The organism is Clostridium drakei (assembly GCF_000633595.2).
Classification (GTDB): Bacteria; Bacillota; Clostridia; order Clostridiales; family Clostridiaceae; genus Clostridium_AM; species Clostridium_AM drakei.
Genome location: NZ_JIBU02000081.1, coordinates 1 through 20940, shown reverse-complemented (window position 1 = coordinate 20940; position 20940 = coordinate 1). Strand labels below are relative to the sequence as shown.

Below are 20940 nucleotides of genomic sequence, written 5' to 3'. Positions count from 1 at the left end.
AGTGAGTTTTCCTTCACAGCATATATCAGCCGGAATACAGTTGAAAGTTACTTCGCTTACGTCGCAATATGCTCATTATGTTGATTTAAAAATTTTATTCTCTTTTAGCTCTATTTTCAAACCAAGCATTATATTCAGCAAATTCGTACTATTTTGTTAATTTTCGTCAAGTTTCTTCTATTATTAACGAAATTACTAGTAAGTTCCAACTTTTTTTAATTTAATTGACATTAGGTTCACAGAAAGGAGATATATTATGAAAAGTATACGATCAAAACTAATTCTAGCAATTTCTTCAACATGTATTATACTTATTTTAATTTCCTCTATAATGAGCTATTCTATATCATACAAAACTATTACCAAACAATCAAACGAACAAGCATTGATTGCTTCTGAAAAGTATTCAGAATTAATCAACGGATGGCTTGATGGACAAGCAAAGATACTTGATGAAACAGGCTATGCAATAGAAAATTTAGGTAATTTTGACGAAAACAACATATCAAATTATCTTCAATCTAAGTTAAAATTGAATTCTAATATTACTGACATCTATATTGGAATGACAAACAAAAAAATGATAGATGGTTCTGGCTGGAATCCTCCTTCAGATTATGATTGTACTCAAAGAAGTTGGTACAAATTAGCACTAGAAAAGAAGGGTCTAATTTACACATCACCATTCTTAGATCAAACTACAAAAAAAATGGTAGTTTCTATAGCTAAACCTATAACAAAAAATGGACAAACATTAGGTGTTATTAGTACAGATATTAATTTAGATCTTCTTACCGATACAATAAAAAAAGCTTCACCTATAAATAATAGTTATTCTTACTTAATAGATTCAGCCAATAATATCATTATTCATCCAAATAAAGACTTTCAACCTAAAGATAAGGAACTTAAAAATTTAAACAATGTGTTTGATAGCAAATACATGTCAATAGCTTCTAAGAATTCCTTTGTCTTAAAAGATTATGATGGTACAAATAGATATTTTGTGTCATCAAAAGTAAAAGCTTCAAACTGGATTATAGGATTTGCTATACCTACTAAAGAATTTAACAAACCTTTAAATTCTTTAATTGTATATGCTGCTATCATATTAATATTATCTCTAATTTTTTCTTTAATATTTGCTTCATATCTTAGTAGCAAATTAGCTGGCCCTATATCTTTAATAACAAGAGATATTAATAAATTAAAAGATTTTGATTTTAAAAATGATGCTAGTGAATCTAATAAAGCATTAAAATATAAAGATGAAATAGGTATTATTGCTCATTCGGTATTGAATTTAAAAGAAGAGTTAAGAAAAATTGTTGAAGATTTGAAAAATAATTCAGATAACATATTAAAATATTCAAATAACGTATCTTCTTCTGTAGAACAAACAGTTATGTCTATCACAGATGTAGCTAAAGCAACAAGTCAATTAGCAGAAGGTTCAATTGAACAAGCAAAAGAATCAGAAACAGGACTTAAAAAGTTGAATAACTTAGCTGACAAAATAAATGCTATAGTATTAAAAACTAATGAAGTAAAAAAATATTCATATTTAACTAATGATGTTAATAAAAAGGGTATGTCTTCTATTTTAGATTTATCTTCTAAAATGGAACTAAATAATGATGCTAGCCAAAAAGTAGCTAGAAACATTAATATTTTGTCAAAAAAATCTGAATCTATTGGAGCTATAGTAAATACCATAGGATCCATAGCTGAACAAACAAATTTGTTAGCTTTAAACGCTGCTATTGAAGCTGCAAGAGCTGGAGAATCTGGAAAAGGATTTGCAGTAGTGGCAGATGAAGTTAGAAATTTATCTGAAGAAACAGCTTCTTCTACAAAGGAAATCTCTAATATGATAAAAGAAATTTTAGACGAAATCAATTCAACTCAATCAAATATGATAAATGCTGAAAAAATAATCAAAGAAGCTAATAATTCTATGGCTGAATCTGAACAGTCATTTAAAACCATTGAAGACTCAATGAGCAAAATGATAAAATATATTGAAGAACTTACAGCTGAAATTGATGAAGTTGAAAAAAATAAAGAAATTGCCATTAAATCAATTGAAGGTATATCAGTAATATCTGAAGAAGCTGCTGCTTCTACTGAAGAAGTTTCAGCTTCTATGGAAGAACAATCTAGTGCTATGGAAATTATATCTTCTAATATGGAAGAACTAAAAAATATTACAACTAGTTTAAATAAAATAATTGATAAGTTTAAACTATAATGTAAAGGCTATCTTAAAATTATTTTTAAGATAGCCTTTTTGTTTATATTTTAAATTTTTGAACCATTTCGTTAAGTTTTTGTGCAAGTTCAGCTTGACTTTGAGCAGATTTAGAAACCTCACTTACAGCTTTTGTTATTTCATTTATACTACTAGTAACTTCTTCCGAACCAGCCGCTGATTGCTGTGAAGTTGCTGATATATTTTGAATTGAATCACTTATATTACCTACAGAATCATTCATTTTATCTGATAAATTTGAAATTTTTTCAGACATATCTCTTATATACTCAGAATCCTTTTCATACTGCACCCCTGTATTCATAAGCAATTCATAGCTAGGTTTAACAATACTTTCCATATATTGCAATATGTCTTGTCCACTTCTTGATAAACTATCGAATGCATTCTTAACTTGAGACACCATACTCTGAATATTCGTTACAGCTTGAGAAGATTGTTCTGCTAAATCTCTAACTTCATCAGCAACCACTGCAAACCCTTTTCCCTGTTCACCAGCTCTTGCTGCTTCTATTGCAGCATTTAAAGCAAGAAGGTTTGTTTGCTCTGCTATACTTCCAATAGAATCAGCCATTATTTTAACTTCTTCAACTACCTTACCATCTTCAATTGATTTTATAATATTATTTCGCTTTTCATTATATATTATCTCTCCATCTTTTATGTTTTTAGCTGCTTTCTCTTTTATATCAATTGCACGTTTACTTATTGCTTCTGAAGAATTCTTAGCATCTGTTGATCTATTTAGCAATTCACCAGTTGATGTAGAAATATCCTGCATAGACTCATTTACTCCTTCAGTTGTGGAACTCAATTCTTGGGCTCCTTGTGAAATTTGCTCAGTTGATTCATTTGCAGCCTCCATCATAGATGTAATTTCCTCAGTAGTTGCAGATAATTCCTCACTAGAAGAACTTATATCTCCTGCACTATCCATTATTGAACTTATTAATTCTTTCATATTTTCACAAGCTTTATTTAAAGCCTTACCTAAATTTCCTATTTCATCTTTTCTGTCCACTTCTATAGACTTACTTAAATCTCCTTCTCCTAGAGCTTCTGCAAAAATCAAAACTTTTTTTATTTGCTTTGAAATCATAATTGCTATAAACAATCCAATTATAATTGCAAATACTAATCCTAAAACACCTATAATAATTGTACTAATAAAAGATGATTTATATGTACTTCTATTTTGAGTATCTGCCTTATCTGCTTGGTCAGAGTTTATCTTTATTAAATTATCCATATCTTCATAAATTTTTGCTCTTGCCTTAGTAATATCAGAAAATTTTTCTTGTGCACCTTTATAATTATTTTCATCAATAAGTTTTATTACAGCAGTAAATGCTTCTTTATATGTACTTCTATCCTTTTTCAACTGTGGAAAAATTGCGTTTTCTTCTTTAGACAACAATGTTTTTTCATAATTATCTATAATTGTATCATTTTTTTCACTTAAATCAGTAATTTCTTTCTTTATACTGTTCTTATCACTTAAGTCCTGTTGATATACAATCTTTAACAAATCTGATCGAACATCTGCATAATTTTGTTTCATAGTCATCAATGTTTCTATTGATTTAAGATTATAATCATGCATAGAGTTAGCATTAGAATATATTAATTGCATATTGTGTATTCCAATAAATCCAACTACACCAATAAATAATGCTACTACAAGAAATGACGATATTAATTTTTGTACCATTTTCAAATTTTTAAACCACTGCACAATTTGTACCCCCTTAAAATTCCAATGTATTTTACTATACATATCTGATTTTTTTATGTTGTATTGAATAAATTATACAAGATAAATATTTTGTATAATTAACAATTAAATATTCAAGTATTTTTGTTATATAATGTAAAATTTTGTACATTAAATTTCATTTTATCATATTAAATTACATTTAATCCAATAATAATACACAGGAATTGCAAAATAACTGGATTATAATCCATATTATGATATAATAAATTATACAAAATATTTATTTTGTATAATTCATATATAAGTCTATATTTTTTGTAATTTTATAACTTCCTTAATTAATTAACAAAATGTTTTCTTGAATGGATAAAACACATATGCTACAGTAATTGTAATATATATTAATATTTTTTAGGAGGAATGACATTGAATAAGTTTTCTTATTATTTAAAAGATTGTTATGGCTTAGATAAATTTTCTAAATATCTTTTAATTATTGCTCTTATTTTTTCACTAAATAGAAATAGTGTAATCGTGGGGATATTGATAGCTATTTATGCTACTTGGAGAACTCTTTCAAAAAATAAATATAGAAGATACCAAGAATTGCAAGGCTTCGAAAATAGCATTCTTATAATTAAACAAATGATATATAGATTTAAAATGAAAATTAATGATTTTAGATATTATAAAGTATTTAAATGTCCTCATTGTTCTCAAAAGCTTAGAGTCCCTCGGAAAAAGGGTAAAATATTAATTACATGTAAAAAATGTCATACTGAATTCCATGGTAGAACTTAAATGAAAAAAACTAGAAACTTTTACATTGTTTCTAGTTTTTATCTTTAAAGATTAATATATTAATACTCTATTATAATCTATAACTCTCTTTTACTTTCTAGTTTGTCCCTTACCATATATAATATATTTCATAGTAGTCAATTGTTCAAGTCCCATAGGCCCCCTAGCATGAAGTTTTTGAGTACTTATTCCTATTTCTGCACCAAATCCAAATTCACTTCCATCAGTAAAGCGTGTAGATGCATTTACATATACTGCAGCTGCATCAACCTCATTCAAAAACCTCTGACTATTTTTATAGTTGTTTGTGATTATAGCTTCAGAATGTTTTGTTCCATATTTATAAATATGATCCATTGCTTCATCCATAGAATCCACAACCTTAATTGCTAAAATCAAATTTAAATATTCAGTTTTCCAATCTTTTTCCTCAGCTGAAACTATATCCTCTATATATTTTTCTGTTTCCTTACACCCTCTTATTTCAACGCCTAAAGCTTTTAAATTTTTACCAAGCTTTGGTAAAAATTTTGGCGCAGCATTTTTGTGAACTAACAATGTTTCCATAGCATTACATACCGCAGGTCTTTGAGTTTTTGCATTAACAACTATATTTTCAGCCATTTCTAAATCAGCATTCTCATCTACATATACATGACAGTTTCCAACTCCAGTTTCAATTACAGGTACAGTAGAATTTTTCACTACATTTTGTATAAGCCCTGCTCCACCTCTTGGAATAAGTACATCTATGTACCCACTTAATTTCATCATGCAGTTAACTCCTTCTCTATCAGTAACTTCTATAAGCTGAATACTTCCCTTTGGAAGTCCTGATAACTCTCCTGCTTTAATTATAGTATCTGCAATAGCCTTATTAGAATTTATAGCTTCTTTTCCACCTCTAAGAATTACAGCATTTCCAGACTTTATGCATAAAGCTGCTGCATCTACAGTAACATTGGGTCTTGCTTCATAAATAATTCCTATAACTCCAAGTGGTACTCTCATTTGTCCTATTTGAAGATCATTAGGTCTTTTCCACATTTTTAACACTTGGCCTATAGGATCCTCCATAGAAGCAACATTTTTCAGACCTAGTGCCATATCCTCTATTCTCTTATGATTTAAAGCCAGCCTGTCTAGCAAAGCTTTTGTCATGCCATTGCTTTTGCCCTCCTTTAAATCTTTTTCATTTTGTTCCAGTATAAAACTTTCATTATTTATTAGAGCTTCACTCATATTAATTAATGCTTTATTCTTTTCTTCAGTACTTATATAAGCAAGTTTTCTTGATGCCTCTTTAGCCTTTAAGGCTTTGTCAAATATATAATTATTAATATCCATCTTTGCACCCTTCCTTTAGTCTATTTTTTAGGATATGACCATATTATTACAATGTATTATTTCATCATAATTTTTGTAACCCAATTTATCTTCTATTTCATCTGAATTCAAACCTTTAATTTGTTCAATTTCACTTGAACTATAATTAGTTATTCCTCTTCCTATTTCTATACCTTTAAGATTTTCAATAGATATAATTTGACCTTGCTCAAAAAAGCCTTCAACATTCACTAATCCTTTAGGCAAAAGGCTTTTATGATTATAAAAAATAGCTTCAAAAGCTCCATCATCTACTACTAACTTTCCCTTTATATCAGTACTAAAGGTAATCCAGTGCTTCCTAAGTGGAAGTGGATGTTCATTCGGTGCGAATAGTGTACCAACTTCTTTTAGATTGACAATATCCCTTATAACATTTTCATGTTCACCATTTGCTATTACCATTGAAACACCTGCAGCAGTAGAAATTCTTCCAGCACTTATTTTTGTAGTCATTCCACCTGTACCTAATGAAGAGCCGGCACCTCCAGCAAAATTTTCAATTTCTTCTGTAATTTCTTTAACTTCATGTATAAGCTTTGCATTAGCATTTACTCTTGGATTACTATCATATAATCCTTCAATATCTGAAAGCAAAATCAATAAATCAGCTTCAACAAAAGAAGCTACAGTAGCAGATAAAGTGTCATTATCTCCAAATTTTATTTCATCTACTATAATAGCATCATTTTCATTTACTATAGGAATTACTCCCATTTCAGCTAAAGCCAAAAATGTATTTCTTGCATTTAAAAATCTAGTTCTATGAGAAATATCATCCTTTGTTATAAGAATTTGTGCAGCTACTTTTCCATATTCCGAAAAAATTTTTTCATACATATGCATAAGTATTCCCTGACCTACAGCAGCTGCAGCTTGCTTTTCTGGAATTGTTTTAGGTCTCCTTTTAAGCCCTAATTTTCCAATTCCAGCAGCAATAGCTCCTGATGTAACTAACACAACCTCTTTACCTTCATTATGCAAATCAGCTATTTGTCTCACAATTTTTTCAATTTGATTCAAATTCAAGAAACCACTTTTATGTGTTAAAGTAGAAGATCCAACCTTTACAACTATTTTCTTTACGTTTTTTAAATATTTTTTCCTAAGCTCCATAATCTTTTAGTTACAAAATGCAACTTAAACCCGCCACTTAAAATATAAACATAGTTTATTAAAATAATACACTGTAAAATTTATAACTTCTCATTCTATCTTATGGAATTCAATTTAAATTATAATTTTTATTAATGAAATGAATTTTACCTACTTATCATAATTTATCATGAAATGATTACTTTAAAAATTGACCTGTCCACATTGACAAAGTTTGCAGCAGATTTTTTACCACCTTCCCTGTTTTTTTGTAGTGATCACTATTTACAATACTTAATACAAATTTAATGAGTCACTAAATAAGTTCAATTAAGTTTTATAATGTAAAAAATATCAAAAACTTAATTAAACAAATATATTTTTGATGTCCTTGCCCACATCTTAATTCTTATTGTAAAACTTTCAAAATATTATAATTTTTAATTTTCTTTTCATATATAATAATACATATTTGTTACTTATGCAACCACATATATATATTTCTAATCTTTTAAATGTTTTTTTGTTATTCTCATACATTATTTTATTTGCTATTTTTAAAAGCTTAGTAACATTTTTTTTAATAATATGGATAAGATTATAAATAATATAAATATAATAATTTAGTATTTTAATATAGTTTATTTATCAGCTCTTATAAAAATAGAAATAAGCTATATTATACCTATTTTGTAAATTTAATTAGGTACAAATATAGCTTACTTCATCATATATGAAAATTATAGTTATATTATTGAGGTCTACTTATAAACATTTGACTAAACATATTACCATAAGGTCCACCTTGTCTTATGCCTATTCCTATATGAGTAAAATCAGGATTTAATATATTTTTTCTATGTCCTGGAGAATTCATCAACGCATTTTGAGCATTTTGAACACTCTGGTTACCAGCAATATTCTCACCAGCTGAAACGTATTTTATTCCAAATGATTTCATCATATCAAAAGGACTTCCATATTTAGGTGAACTGTGACTAAAATAGTTATTATCTATCATATCTTGAGCTTTAATTCTAGCTACATTACATAATTGAGTATCAACCTTTAGTGCAGGTAAATTATTTTGAGCACGAGCATCATTTACCATCTTTATCATCTGCTGCTCTGAAGAACTTAAAGTACTAGAATTTGTTTGTGCACTTGGTGTTTTGGGTATATTTGTTCCTTGTGCGGCACCTCCAGTAGTACTTCCTTGAGGTGCTGTTGCAGTGTTATCAGGTGTAGATTGAGGCTTTTTGTCATCAACTACCACAGCTTTACCTTGTTCTGTAGGTATAAAACCAATTGAATTGTCAGGGAGCTTTACTGCATACCAATCTTGAACTTTACTAACTACATCATAGGAATTTCCTTTATTCGTTTTTTGTACTATAGGTGCTTCATTAGAACAACTTTTTCTTATACTAGTATTGTCATTAGCTATCTTTATTCTTTGAACATTTTCCGTTCCATATGCTGAAGATTCTATTCCACCAATAGGCTGAGCTTTCTTTTGCATAGTAGCATTTTGCTTAGCTGTACATCCAAATAAGGAAAGGGATAATATACATATAGAAAGAATAGATATTTTCTTTTTCACTGCATTCACACCTTTCTTTGTAAATTTATATTATTTAATGAACATCTATATTATTAGTAGATATTATATATTTTATTTATGTAAGTTTTTACACAATAAAATTAAAATATACAAATTTATCTATAATATATATTTACATATTTTAATTTTATAATTATTATATAAATATACATATTTTATGTAATTGGTTTTTTATACTAATTAATTTATTAAGAACAGTCATAAAGGAGTTGTACATATGGACAATACTGAAAGCATTAAAAATATTAATATTCATAAAAAAGAACCATTATTATATGAAAAATCTAGAAGAAAAAAGGTTGCACTAAAAAGTGCTAGAGATTATCTAGAATTTAATGAATTGATGAAAAAAGAATTGAACACCTATGGAGAAAGAAGAACTAACGATTTATCTGAATTAATATTATTAGTTAAAAACGTTCTATTAATGACCTCAGAAGATGTGAATCTAGAGACTTTGAATTATTCAGATATTAAAATTCCTATAATAGATTACAATATCAATATTGAAAAAACTCAACTAGATTTAGTTTTAATCAAGGATTCAGAAATTTGTAAAAAGACTATAGACTTTGGAAAATGTTCAGGTACATATATATGTGCTCATAGAATAAAAAATTCTAAATTATTAAGTATAGGAATCCCTTACTCAAACATACCAGGATACACTATATACATAATCTATTGATATATATTTTCTAATATATTTAAATAAATTTTCTAATGCTATCATAATTTAAGAATTATATTTTTTATTCTTATACTTTAAGATTGCTATAATTAATTAAGCTCTTATACTTCTCATAATTATAGCAACCTTAATAACATTTTATTTTTTAAGTATTGGTAGTGTATTTGCAGCATGAGGCATCAAATAAGTCTTAACATTTTCTCCCTTTTCTTTATACACTATTTTCAAAGCTTCATCTACAGTTTTCACAACAGTAATATTAGCATTTTTAACTAACTCCTGCTTAATATCCGATACCAAAATAACTTTAAATTTATAAGCAGTTTCACACATACAATATGCTATAAATTTTCCAATGGAAAAATTATTTCTAACAAATTTTTCTCTATCAAATATATTATCATAGTTCAAAATTAAATCTTGAATTTCTTTTCCTCCTCCAAGGCCTTCTCTACACTCTAGAAGTGCAATCATATATCCACCTTCATTTATTGCTTCTCTAGCATTTGTCAATGTTTTTGTAGCTTGGTACAAATTTATGTCCTTTGGATATCCTCCTGAACTTGCAATTACCAAATCAGCCTTTTCTTTTATACCTACTCCATCTATATTCTTTAAAATTTCCATTCCCTTTTCATGGGCAGCTATATAGTTTCCTGCTACAGCAGCAGCTATTTGTCCTTCTGAACCCATTACTACATTAAACATGAATGTTGGCCTTACAAAGCTAGCAGCCTGAAGCATATCCTGATGTACAGGGTTGTTTTCTATACCACCTGGATATACACCATCTCTTATACTTTCACCTAAATTATCATTTAAGGAAAGTGAATGATTTTTCATTATAGTTTCTGCACCAGATATACCTGGTAAAATAGTTTTCTTTCCTCCTGCATAACCTGCAAGTAAATGATATACTATACCACCTGTTATTACTATATGATCACATTCCATGGCAATTTTATTTATGTAAACAGAATTTCCATAAGTAGTTTCCCCAAGATATACTAGATTATCTTTATCATAACAATCATGATCTATAACCTCAAATCTAGCTGCAAGTTTTTCCCCAAGCAATTTTTTATGCTCTTCTATTGTCTGCTTTCTGTGCGACCCCAATGCACTTATAAAGACTATGTCTTTATCCTGAACTCCACCAGCATTTATTTCTTCTACTATTTTATTTAAATATTTACCTGTTTTTTGCCATGCTCTAGTAACATCTGGAATTACCACACATACCTTTTCTCCTTGATGTACAAGTTCTTTAAGTCTGGCACTTCCTATTGGATTTTCTAAAGCCTCTTTAATGATTTCATCTTCACTTTTTTCTTCTTTTAACTTATTAGATTCAATTACCCCAATTAAATTTTTTTCCTCTATACATACCTCCATAGATGTGCTTCCATAATTCATTTCAACCTTTTTCATATTAAAAATGCCCCCTTTTATAATGTAATTATTTAAAAATTAACTTCCAATGATTCATAAATTTAATTTTCACTTAATACCACTTCAATTCCTTCCGCAGCATTAATTGCTTTTCTATCAAACAATGGAGTTATTAAGAATGTTATAAGACAAACTATCCATTCTGCATATATGACATGAGGTAATATTCTTACTGCTGGTACTAACTGCCATACTACTAACACTATAATTCCTGCTACTGCTGTATTAAATGCCGAATTTTTTCTACAAATAGATGGTACAAATGTTGTAAATATAAATACTATACTAAAAGCAGTAGTTAAACTTAAAGCCATCATTAATAAACTCAATATTCCCTTTGCTTGAATAGCTATAAAGAATGTTACTACTCCTAAAATTACTACAAAGAATTTAGTAATTTTCATAAGTTCTTTTTCCCCTATATTTTCGTTAACAAATCTCTTATATATATCCTGTGAAAATAAAGTTGCTGAACCCAAAAGCATGTTGCAAGCTGTTGATATATCAGCTGCCCATAAAGCTGCTAAAGTTATACCCGCAAGTAATGGATTTAAAGATGTAATAACCATTGGAAGTGCCATAGTAGCACTTACACCTGGATATGATACTCTAGCAACCATTCCAAGCATTGCTGCAAAGAAACCAATAGGAATCATTAAAAGACCTCCTAATATGTATCCTTTTCTTGCAGCATCTGCATCCTTTGCACAGAAAGAAACTTGTACAACACCTTGAAGTGAAAAACATTCTGTTATCATTACTATAAACCATACTATTATTGTAGGCAACCCTAATCCATTCACTGGATGAAAATAAGTAGCTGCATTTGGAACTTTTAAAACCATAGTATGAATTCCACCACTAAAAGCTACTGCTAACAATGTAACTACAATGACTCCCATATATTTTAAAGGTACATTAAATAAATTACAAAGTCCCGTAGACCACATACCCCCAATAAAAGTTATTCCTACAAATACAACTGCAGTAGTAATCATTCCTGTTTTCAATGTAAATACGGCTGGAAGTAATGAAGATAAAATTGCTCCTCCTGCTATATATTGAAGTGAAGTAATCATAAGCTGAATTACTATTTGTCCTATTACACAAACTATTCTTCCTTTAGTATCATAAAATCTTTCAAACATTTCTGGTACTGTAGAAACATTTAACTGTCTATACTTCTTTGCTCCTATTAATCCCATAAGAATAGAACCTACACCCCATGCAACAGTATACCATCCTGCTGAGAGTCCTACCTTATAAGCTTGTTCAGCTACACCTATAGTAGATGAACCTCCTATAGCAAGTCCCACCATTGTAACAGTTATAAGGGTAGTATTTAATCCCCTGCCTGCTAATATATAACCTTCTGCCCCAGATGATGCTTTTTTTCTAGCATAAAAACTAATACAAAATAATATAACAACATAAATAGCTACAACTATAAAAGATATATTCATAAATAGCCCTCCTCATTTTATAAGTTCAATAATTTCATATGTATTTATATAAATTTTCGCGAAAACTTTATATTCTTAAAAGTAAAATTATTATTTTTAACACTGTATAGTGATACATCAAAAACATTAAAAAAATCGTCTCTAACAAAATTAGAGACGAAAACATCGCGGTACCACTCTATTTAATTATTTATGAATTTTGGGTATAAAAAAAGTACCTTGAAAAGGGACGAGTTTTTTCTCGTGGTACCACCCTGATTGATTACATAAATAATCCACTTTTACCTGTAACGTAGGTCTTACGTCATGGTCTACTTAATTTCAACCTGAAACTTAGGAATGAACTTCACCATGCTTCATCGCTAATTTCCACCAACCATTAGCTCTCTTTTTGAATCTGCACAATTACTCTTTCCATCATCGCTTTTAAATTTGCTACATTTATTGTTTCAAATTATAAATCATAAATTTAAGCCATGCAAGTTTACAATATGCCAAATTCATAAATGTAATCGTTAATTTATCTATTTTACATTAAATTTCTTTATATTTCTTTGAAAATATACCAATATTCATTTTTAGTGCTTTCATCTTTAATTGTTTCAACTCACAATTATGATATTATAGCATTTCTAACACCTATCAAAAAGCTGTATTAATTCTTCTCTTGATAATTTATTTATTACATTGCTATTTTTAAGTTCTCCTGTGATAATGTTATGAATTAATTCTTTTTTATGCTCTTGTAATAAAATGATTTTTTCTTCTATAGTTCCTCTTGCAACTAATTTAATAACTTCTACCACATTTTTTTGTCCGATTCTATGCGCTCTATCCGTAGCTTGATCTTCTACTGCTGGGTTCCACCATGGGTCAAAATGAATAACTAAATTTGCTGAAGTTAAATTAAGTCCAGTTCCTCCAGCCTTTAATGAAATTAAGAATACCTTTACTTTTGTGCAGCTGTTAAATTCATTTACTAATCTAATTCTTTCCTTAGATTTAGTCGAACCGTCTAAATAAAAATATTCAATATCATCTTCTTTTAAGGCTTCTCCTATTTTTTTGAGTACAGAAGTAAATTGAGAAAATAAAAGCACCTTTCCATCAGAGCTTATACGTTCTTTTACTAATGATAGTGCCACTTTAAGCTTACCATTTCCTCCTTTGTATTCATCAAATATAATAGATGGGTCTAAGCAAATTTGTCTTAACTTCGTTAGATAAGAAAAAACCTCTATTTTTCCTTGATAATTATTTTTTACTTTTTCTCTAACACCCTTTATATAAGAATTATATATTGATTTTTGAACTAATGTCATTTCAACTAATATCTTTTTTTCTATTTTATCTGGTAAATCTTCTATAACCTCCTTTTTAGTTCTTCTTAAAATAAAAGGTTTTATTAATAACTTAATATTATGCAAATCGCAATCATCATCCAAAATAAATTTTTTTTCAAAGATTTCTTTTGAATACAAATATCCAGGCATTATAAAATCAAATATAGACCAAAGCTCTACTAAATTATTTTCAATCGGAGTTCCAGTAAGTGCAAACTTTACTCTTGCTTTAATGTGTTTAACAGTTCTTGTAACTTGTGCTAAAGGGTTCTTTATATTTTGTGCTTCATCAATGATACAATAATCAAATTCAATATTTTCATATTCATCAATGTTATTTTTTAAAGTTCCATAAGTGGTTAAAATCACTTCATGTTCATCTATTATTTTTTCATATTTCACACTGCTTCCATACGCAATTCCCACATTTAAATCAGGTGCAAATCTTTCTATTTCATCTTTCCAATTGTAAATTAATGATGTGGGAGTGATTATTAAAGTTTTCTTATTTTCTTCTGACATGATGAATGCTATTGTTTGTACTGTTTTACCAAGACCCATTTCATCAGCTAAAATACCACCTAATTCTAATTCACTTAAATTTTTAAACCACTTCAATCCGTTAAATTGATATTTTCTAAGTTCTGTTTTTAAATTACTAGGCACACTTACTTTGTCATGATTTATATCTTCAATCCTAGCTTCTATATTTTTTAATATTTCTTCTCCCCTAGTAAACCTAAAATTTCTATTTTCCAAGCCTTCTTTTACATATAAAGCTTTATTTTTATCTATAACTATTGTATCTTCTATATTCTCATTAATATTTAACACTTGTATTAAATTAAATAAACTTATTATGCCTTCATCTTCAAAATCTATAAATTTATTATGCTCAGTTTTGTAAAATTCATTATTATATCTATAGCTTTGAAAAATGCTATTAAATTCATTTGCTTCAACATCTCCAATATTATAATTAAGTTTAAAATATCCATTTTCCTCATATAAATCCAATTTTATAAACGATGAGTTATAAACCTTATTTTTTAATCCATCTCCTATAACAACATTGCCTAAGGAATGTATACTATCTTTACCATTTCTCAAAATATGAAAAAACTCTTCATCATTGCCAATAAACATAAATCGATTTTCTCTTCTTATAAATTTATAATATTCAAGCTTCATAATAACTTTTTCTTCTTTATTAAAATTTCTTATAAGCTTTTCTTTATTATTAGCATTTTCCAATATATTAAATCTTTCCTTGTTGTAAGTTATAAAAGCATCACAATAGACGTTGGAATTTTCCTCATAAATTAAAAAATCCAATTTAAATGAACTAGATCCAAACCTTTTTACACTCTCTGAAACAGTAACATCCTTTGATATACTGCTAAGTACTATAATAATTTTTTTATAATTTTCTATAGTCTTTTCATACAAAATTTCATTTTCTATTTTAAATTTGTTATATAAAGAAATATATTTATTAATTTGATTATTTGAAGGCAAATAAAGCTTATCATTAAAAAGATATACATCTTTATCTTCATTTAAAGCAACAGGCAACTTTTTATGAGTTGTTAATACAAAACACTTATTTCTTTCTTTAAGTGTAAAGCTAAGAGGTAAATCTTCATTTGTTACCAATGTTTTATATTCTATAGCATTATATTTAAATATAATTTTACTTCCACAAACATACTGTAAAAATCCTCTTAATTCATCAGGCTTGATTACTAAATTTCTTGCTGATGTCAATGCTCCTTTATTTCTATAAATATATTCTTTAATAAAGTATATAATTTTCATACTTTCAGGATGAATAGTATACTTAATAGGATTGTAAATGAATTGACTACCAAAAGAAATACTTGTTTTATTATCTATGTGAGAAATAAAACTATTTATGTTAGTAATCAAATATTTATGCTCTTTACCTAACCTAAATTCCAATTCATAGCTAGTATTTCCCTTCCATAACTTGCAAGTTATCTTTACATCTATATTTATTATAACTTTTTTACCATTTTCATATAAATCTTTTTTTACGGTTTTCTTATTATAAAAAAAGTTCAAAAATTTATACGCACTAGCTGTTAGATGTTCACACATAAATAACTTCTTACTTCGGGAAATTTCTTTAAAATCACTGCAACTACAGCTTACATCCTCTAATTTTTTGTTTAATAAATTTATTTTTATATATGTTTTAAACTTTTTTTCATTGGTACCTTGATTCACATCTCCATATATGTGATATATACTATTTATGTTTTTTCCTTTTATATTTGAAACCAATCCTTCTTTAAATATCTTTTCTCCGCTTTTTCTCATAAAATTAGATGATGGTTTGAAAATTATTTCTTCCAATTCCCTCAAATTCATTTTCTCACCACTTTCCTATATTACTCACACTTTTTGAAATCTACAACAAATACTTAATACATCCTCTTTAATATCTGCTGTTATACTACCATTCATCTTGTGGACTAATCCCCTTACAATAGCAAGTCCAAGACCAGTTCCTTTTCCACTTCGTATTTTATCTGCCATATAAAATCTATTAAAAATATTTTTCACATCATCTAAAGTCAAATCTTCAACAGTATTTTTCACTTCTAATATTGCAGTATTCTTTTCTAATTTTAAACATACTTCTACATTATCTTTTGCATATTTAACACTATTACTTAATAAGTTTTCAATTACACGCTGCAAAGATTTTTCTTCAGCTATAATATATATACTATTTTTAGGTATTTCTATTCTTGGATTTATATCTCTATTTGTAAAATCAGTATACTTTCCTAATATACATTCTTGCAATATTTTATTAATATTCAATTTTTCTAAATTTAATTCATAATCCAATGACTCTATTAAGGATAACTCATAAAAATCATTTAGCAAAACTTCTAGTGCCTTTGCCCTCTTTTCCGCTATATCTAAATACTCCTTCTTTTCATCTTCACTTATATTATCTAATTTTAAAAACTGAATATATCCTATTATTGACGTTAAAGGCGTTCTAAGGTCATGTGACATATTTGCAATAGTTTGCCTTAAATCATTTTCAAGCTTCACTTTATTTGCTTCACTTTGTTTTTTTATTTGTATAATTTCATTTATTTTCTCAGCCAGCTTTTCAATTTTTTTGTTTAATAATCCTATAGTTATTTTTTTATCTACCTCATTTGCATTAATATATACAATTTGATTTATTATATTTTTTATTTGTCCTTCTATATAAAACAGACGAAAAATCAAAAATGCACATATAATTAATAAAAATATAATTATGTATACCACCTTGTCCCTGCCTTTCTAAAATAGAAATACAAAAACAGCACTAATATTCACAGGTATTAATACTGTTTTTTATTAAAATTTTAAATTTAGTTGATATATAATATTAATAATCCAGTTCAAATTAACTTATATAAATATAATATTTTTATCTTCTATCATATTTAATACAATTACCAAATTTTAATACCGATTTTCTATTATTTACATACTTATTATATCCTACTTACAAGTAGAATTAAACTTAATTTACACAATTTATTCTATTGTTTCTATTTTTCTTACATAAATTTAAATTTTTAAAATATACTAATTAAATTAACAGTATCATTTTTGATATTATGTTCCAAATTTGTGCGTACTTCAAATATTATATTTTTACTGTTATTCTTGTAATACAATAATTTTAAGAAAGGAACCGATTTTTATGAATGAAGTTTTAAAAACTATTAGAAATAGAAGAAGCATACGTTCTTATAAACCAGATCAAATAAAAGAAGAGGAATTACAAGCTATTATTGAGGCAGGTATTTATGCACCTACTGCACATAATGACCAACCTTGGCATTTTACTGTTATTCAAAATAAAGAAAAACTAGATTATATAAGCAAAAAATGTAAGGATTTAATGGCTAAATCAGAAATTGATTGGGTAAAAAATATGGGTTTAAATCCCAATATAAGCATATCCTATAATGCGCCAACATTGATTATTGTATCTGGCAAAAAAAGTGCTATGGCACCTAAAGTAGACTGTTCAGCAGCAATTGAAAATATGCTTATTGCCGCACAAAGTTTAAATATAGGTTCTGTTTGGATTGGATTATTAACATTTTTCTTCAGTTTGGAAGATGAGGTAAAGAAACTTGGAATACCTGAAGGATATGAACCTTATTATGGAGTTGCACTTGGCTATAAATCAAGTGATAAAGAAATAGTTGTACCAAAAAGAAACTTAAATGTAGTTAATTATATCAAGTGATTCTTATATTTTGAAACAAAACATCATTAATGCTCACAAGTATTAGTGTTGTTTTGTTATCTATATGCCTTTGCCAATATTTTGCATTTAATTATTATATAATTAATGTAAATTATACATTAATTAAGTGGATGGTATTATAAAACATTAAATTGGAGGTTTTTTAGTAGAATAAAATTGATATAATAAAACTATAAACAAACTTAGCTAAGTGAGTGATTATATGAAAATTAACATTGAAAGAAATAGCAAAACTGCTTTATACCTTCAAATTAAAAATCAAATAAAAGATATGATTTATTTAAAAAGACTTCCTTTGGATTACATATTACCATCTGAAAGAGAGCTTGCAAAAACATTACATGTCAATAGAAGTACAGTTGTTAAAGCTTATGAAGAACTTAAAGCTGAAGGTCTTATTGATTCACAGATTGGTAAAGGAACCTATATTGTTTTCTGTGATAAAAATACACTAAAAAGTAGATCCTCAAGCTTTAGAAAACATTTATTTTGGGATGAAATATACAGTAAAAATTCAAGAAATAGTCATAATGATGTTATTAGTAGAATAATGGATATTGGGAATAATGAAATAGTTTCCTTTGCTGGTGGTATTCCATCACCTGACCTGTTTCCCAAAAGTGAATTTCAAAAAGTTCAAATCAAATTATTAAAAGATGAAGTAGAAAACATGTTTTTACACAGTCCAGTAAATGGGTACAAGGAACTAAAAAAAGAAATAAAAAACTTGATGCTAAATAGAGAAATTAGAATATCTACTAACAACATAATGATTACTTCAGGCTCTCAACAAGGATTGGATTTAATTGTAAGAGCTTTTGTAAGTCCTAATGATATAATTTTAGTAGAAGAACCTACATTCTTTGGTGCTATTCAATTATTTGAAGCTTTAGGTGCTAAAGTTGTAGCAGTACCCGTTGATGAATATGGAATTCAAGTTGATGCACTAGAATACTTAATAAATAAATTAAAACCGAAATTTATTTACAGCATTCCAAATTTTCAAAATCCAACTGGAATTACAATGAGTTTAGAAAGAAGATATGAACTTATCATCATTATTGAAAAGTATGGTATTCCTATAATTGAGGACGACCCTTATGGTGAACTAAGATATGAAGGAAAAGATTTACCTCCTTTAAAAGCTTTAGATAAAAATGATTATGTTATTTACTTAAGCACATTTTCAAAAGTCATTTCTTTAGGGCTTAGGGTTGGTTGGATAGTTGCACCAGAAAGGGTAATAAATAAATTAGGTTCATTTAAACAATTAACTGATTTGCATGTAAATACCTTAAGCCAACATATGATATGTGAATTTCTAAAGCAAAGTTACTATGAAAATCATATTAAAAGAATAAAAAAAGAATATACCTTCAAAAGAGATCTAATGATTAAAGAATTAGAAAAAAACTTTACAGAAATAGAGTTTTACAAACCACAAGGAGGATTCTATTTGTGGTGTAAATTACTAAACAATGTTGATTTAAATTTATTATTAAAAAAATCAATAAAAAATAAAGTAAATTATATTCCTGGAAATTTCTTTTATGCTAAAAATAAAGAAAAAAGCAATTTTATTAGACTAAATTTTACTTATCCTAAAAAAGAAGAAATAGTTATAGGCATAAAAAGATTAAAAAATACTTTGAATGAAATAATTTAAAAGGATGTGTACTAATTAAAAAAAATTGGTTTAATTGGTGGAATGAGTTTTGAATCATCCCTAGATTATTATAAAATTATAAATGAAACCACCCGATTAAAATTAGGAGGACTTCACTCTGCTGAATGCTTAATGTATTCAGTAGACTTTGAAAGAATAGAGATATTACAGCATGAAAATAAATGGGAAGAGTTAACTGATATTATGGTGAATATTGCTAAAAAGCTTAAAGATGCAGGTGCAGATTTTATTGTAATATGCACCAATACAATGCATAAAATGGCAAATGCCATAGAAAGTAGAGTAGGAATAAAAGTTTTACATATAGCTGAAGCAACTGGTTATAAGATAATTGAAAAAAAACTAAAAAAAGTTGCATTGCTTGGAACTAAATTTACTATGGAACAAGATTTTTATAAAAAAGTATTAAAAGAAAAGTTTAATATTGATGTAATCATTCCAAATGAATCCGACAGAAATATAATTCATGAAATTATCTATACTGAACTATGTAAAGGCATAACAAATGATTCTTCAAAAGAAAAATATAAAAAAATAATAAAAAATCTACAATTAAATGGTGCTGAAGGAGTAATATTAGGTTGTACAGAAATACCACTGCTTATAAAACAACAAGATGTTGACATTCCAGTTTTTGATACAACAACAATACATGCTGTTTCTGCTGTTAAATTTGCTTTAAGATAAAATAACATCTAAATTGTTAATACAAATTCTAAGCATATTACGACGCAAAGGTGCAGTGGAAGTTTGGATTTTAACTTTTACTCCGTGATATATGATAAGTGTTTCATCACGGCTAAATGTTTTAATTATTCTAAAGCTTGAAGATTTGGAAAACCTAAGAACTTTGTCAAACTCGGTTCCCTCAGACAGGACTAAAGTTCTAAGGCTTTCCAAATCCTCAATCTAAGAATAATATTAAAACAATTTAGCTAATGTGATGAAACACTTATCATATATCACTGCATAAAAGTTAAAATTCAAACTAGTAACTTCAAGTGTACGCACGTAATTAAATTGTTATAAACCGATTTAGTATTTGAAAGTTATATTCAACCATAACATTTATAACACTTAAAGCCAAGGCG

At 27.5% G+C, this 20940-nt stretch carries 14 protein-coding genes and 1 other annotated feature; of the genes, 6 read left to right on the top strand and 8 right to left on the bottom strand.

What is annotated here, in order from left to right; genetic code table 11:
- The first annotated feature begins 256 nt into the window (after positions 1-256).
- Complete coding sequence (locus EG57_RS0224425; protein ID WP_032079684.1) at positions 257-2251, top strand: methyl-accepting chemotaxis protein; 1995 nt, start codon at positions 257-259, stop codon at positions 2249-2251.
- Between the two features lie 43 nt (positions 2252-2294).
- On the opposite strand, the gene EG57_RS0224420 is transcribed toward EG57_RS0224425, so the two are convergent.
- The gene (locus EG57_RS0224420; RefSeq protein WP_032079683.1) at positions 2295-4007 is read right to left on the bottom strand and encodes a methyl-accepting chemotaxis protein; all 1713 of its coding nucleotides are present in this window, start codon (positions 4005-4007) and stop codon (positions 2295-2297) included.
- A gap of 408 nt (positions 4008-4415) precedes the next feature.
- Between EG57_RS0224420 and EG57_RS0224415 the strand changes: the two genes are divergently transcribed.
- Positions 4416-4790: a Zn-finger containing protein gene (locus EG57_RS0224415; protein WP_032079682.1), complete on the top strand. Its 375-nt coding sequence runs from the start codon at positions 4416-4418 to the stop codon at positions 4788-4790.
- Positions 4791-4880: 90 nt separating this feature from the next.
- Here EG57_RS0224415 and EG57_RS0224410 read toward each other — a convergent pair whose 3' ends face one another.
- The 3 genes from EG57_RS0224410 to EG57_RS0224400 form a co-directional block, all read right to left on the bottom strand.
- Positions 4881-6137 carry a glutamate-5-semialdehyde dehydrogenase gene (locus EG57_RS0224410; RefSeq protein WP_032079681.1) on the bottom strand — a complete coding sequence of 419 codons (1257 nt, stop codon included), beginning with the start codon at positions 6135-6137 and terminating at the stop codon, positions 4881-4883.
- A 27-nt stretch (positions 6138-6164) separates the two neighbouring features.
- The gene (gene proB, locus EG57_RS0224405) at positions 6165-7292 is read right to left on the bottom strand and encodes a glutamate 5-kinase (RefSeq protein ID WP_032079680.1); all 1128 of its coding nucleotides are present in this window, start codon (positions 7290-7292) and stop codon (positions 6165-6167) included.
- Positions 7293-8022: 730 nt separating this feature from the next.
- Positions 8023-8874 carry a CAP domain-containing protein gene (locus EG57_RS0224400; protein ID WP_032079679.1) on the bottom strand — a complete coding sequence of 284 codons (852 nt, stop codon included), beginning with the start codon at positions 8872-8874 and terminating at the stop codon, positions 8023-8025.
- Between the two features lie 238 nt (positions 8875-9112).
- Between EG57_RS0224400 and EG57_RS0224395 the strand changes: the two genes are divergently transcribed.
- Positions 9113-9583 carry a hypothetical protein gene (locus tag EG57_RS0224395; protein ID WP_032079678.1) on the top strand — a complete coding sequence of 157 codons (471 nt, stop codon included), beginning with the start codon at positions 9113-9115 and terminating at the stop codon, positions 9581-9583.
- 141 nt (positions 9584-9724) lie between these two features.
- Here the strand turns inward: EG57_RS0224395 and EG57_RS0224390 are convergent, their stop codons facing one another.
- The 4 genes from EG57_RS0224390 to EG57_RS0224375 form a co-directional block, all read right to left on the bottom strand.
- Complete coding sequence (locus tag EG57_RS0224390; protein ID WP_032079677.1) at positions 9725-11017, bottom strand: lactate racemase domain-containing protein; 1293 nt, start codon at positions 11015-11017, stop codon at positions 9725-9727.
- 62 nt (positions 11018-11079) lie between these two features.
- Complete coding sequence (locus tag EG57_RS0224385) at positions 11080-12501, bottom strand: sodium:solute symporter family protein (protein ID WP_032079676.1); 1422 nt, start codon at positions 12499-12501, stop codon at positions 11080-11082.
- A 222-nt stretch (positions 12502-12723) separates the two neighbouring features.
- Positions 12724-12931: a binding site (T-box leader), on the bottom strand.
- A 202-nt stretch (positions 12932-13133) separates the two neighbouring features.
- Complete coding sequence (locus tag EG57_RS0224380) at positions 13134-16238, bottom strand: DEAD/DEAH box helicase (RefSeq protein ID WP_032079675.1); 3105 nt, start codon at positions 16236-16238, stop codon at positions 13134-13136.
- Between the two features lie 24 nt (positions 16239-16262).
- Complete coding sequence (locus EG57_RS0224375; RefSeq protein WP_032079674.1) at positions 16263-17162, bottom strand: sensor histidine kinase; 900 nt, start codon at positions 17160-17162, stop codon at positions 16263-16265.
- 424 nt (positions 17163-17586) lie between these two features.
- Here EG57_RS0224375 and EG57_RS0224370 point away from each other — a divergent pair, with 424 nt between their 5' ends.
- The 3 genes from EG57_RS0224370 to EG57_RS0224360 all read left to right on the top strand — a co-directional run bounded on the left by EG57_RS0224370 (position 17587) and on the right by EG57_RS0224360 (position 20536).
- Positions 17587-18141 carry a nitroreductase family protein gene (locus EG57_RS0224370; protein ID WP_032079673.1) on the top strand — a complete coding sequence of 185 codons (555 nt, stop codon included), beginning with the start codon at positions 17587-17589 and terminating at the stop codon, positions 18139-18141.
- Positions 18142-18364: 223 nt separating this feature from the next.
- Positions 18365-19828, top strand: coding sequence for a MocR-like pyridoxine biosynthesis transcription factor PdxR (gene pdxR, locus EG57_RS0224365; RefSeq protein ID WP_032079672.1), 1464 nt, complete (start codon positions 18365-18367; stop codon positions 19826-19828).
- Between the two features lie 24 nt (positions 19829-19852).
- Positions 19853-20536: an aspartate/glutamate racemase family protein gene (locus tag EG57_RS0224360; RefSeq protein ID WP_278246493.1), complete on the top strand. Its 684-nt coding sequence runs from the start codon at positions 19853-19855 to the stop codon at positions 20534-20536.
- Positions 20537-20940 lie beyond the last annotated feature (404 nt).

Bases quoted from the DNA above. Each gene is read 5' to 3' on its own strand.
- EG57_RS0224425 (WP_032079684.1), top strand. From the start codon at position 257: ATGAAAAGTATACGATCAAAACTAATTCTAGCAATTTCTTCAACATGT.
- EG57_RS0224410 (WP_032079681.1), bottom strand. From the start codon at position 6,137: ATGGATATTAATAATTATATATTTGACAAAGCCTTAAAGGCTAAAGAG.
- proB (WP_032079680.1), bottom strand. From the start codon at position 7,292: ATGGAGCTTAGGAAAAAATATTTAAAAAACGTAAAGAAAATAGTTGTA.
- EG57_RS0224395 (WP_032079678.1), top strand. From the start codon at position 9,113: ATGGACAATACTGAAAGCATTAAAAATATTAATATTCATAAAAAAGAA.
- EG57_RS0224390 (WP_032079677.1), bottom strand. From the start codon at position 11,017: ATGAAAAAGGTTGAAATGAATTATGGAAGCACATCTATGGAGGTATGT.
- EG57_RS0224385 (WP_032079676.1), bottom strand. From the start codon at position 12,501: ATGAATATATCTTTTATAGTTGTAGCTATTTATGTTGTTATATTATTT.
- EG57_RS0224380 (WP_032079675.1), bottom strand. From the start codon at position 16,238: ATGAATTTGAGGGAATTGGAAGAAATAATTTTCAAACCATCATCTAAT.
- EG57_RS0224370 (WP_032079673.1), top strand. From the start codon at position 17,587: ATGAATGAAGTTTTAAAAACTATTAGAAATAGAAGAAGCATACGTTCT.
- pdxR (WP_032079672.1), top strand. From the start codon at position 18,365: ATGAAAATTAACATTGAAAGAAATAGCAAAACTGCTTTATACCTTCAA.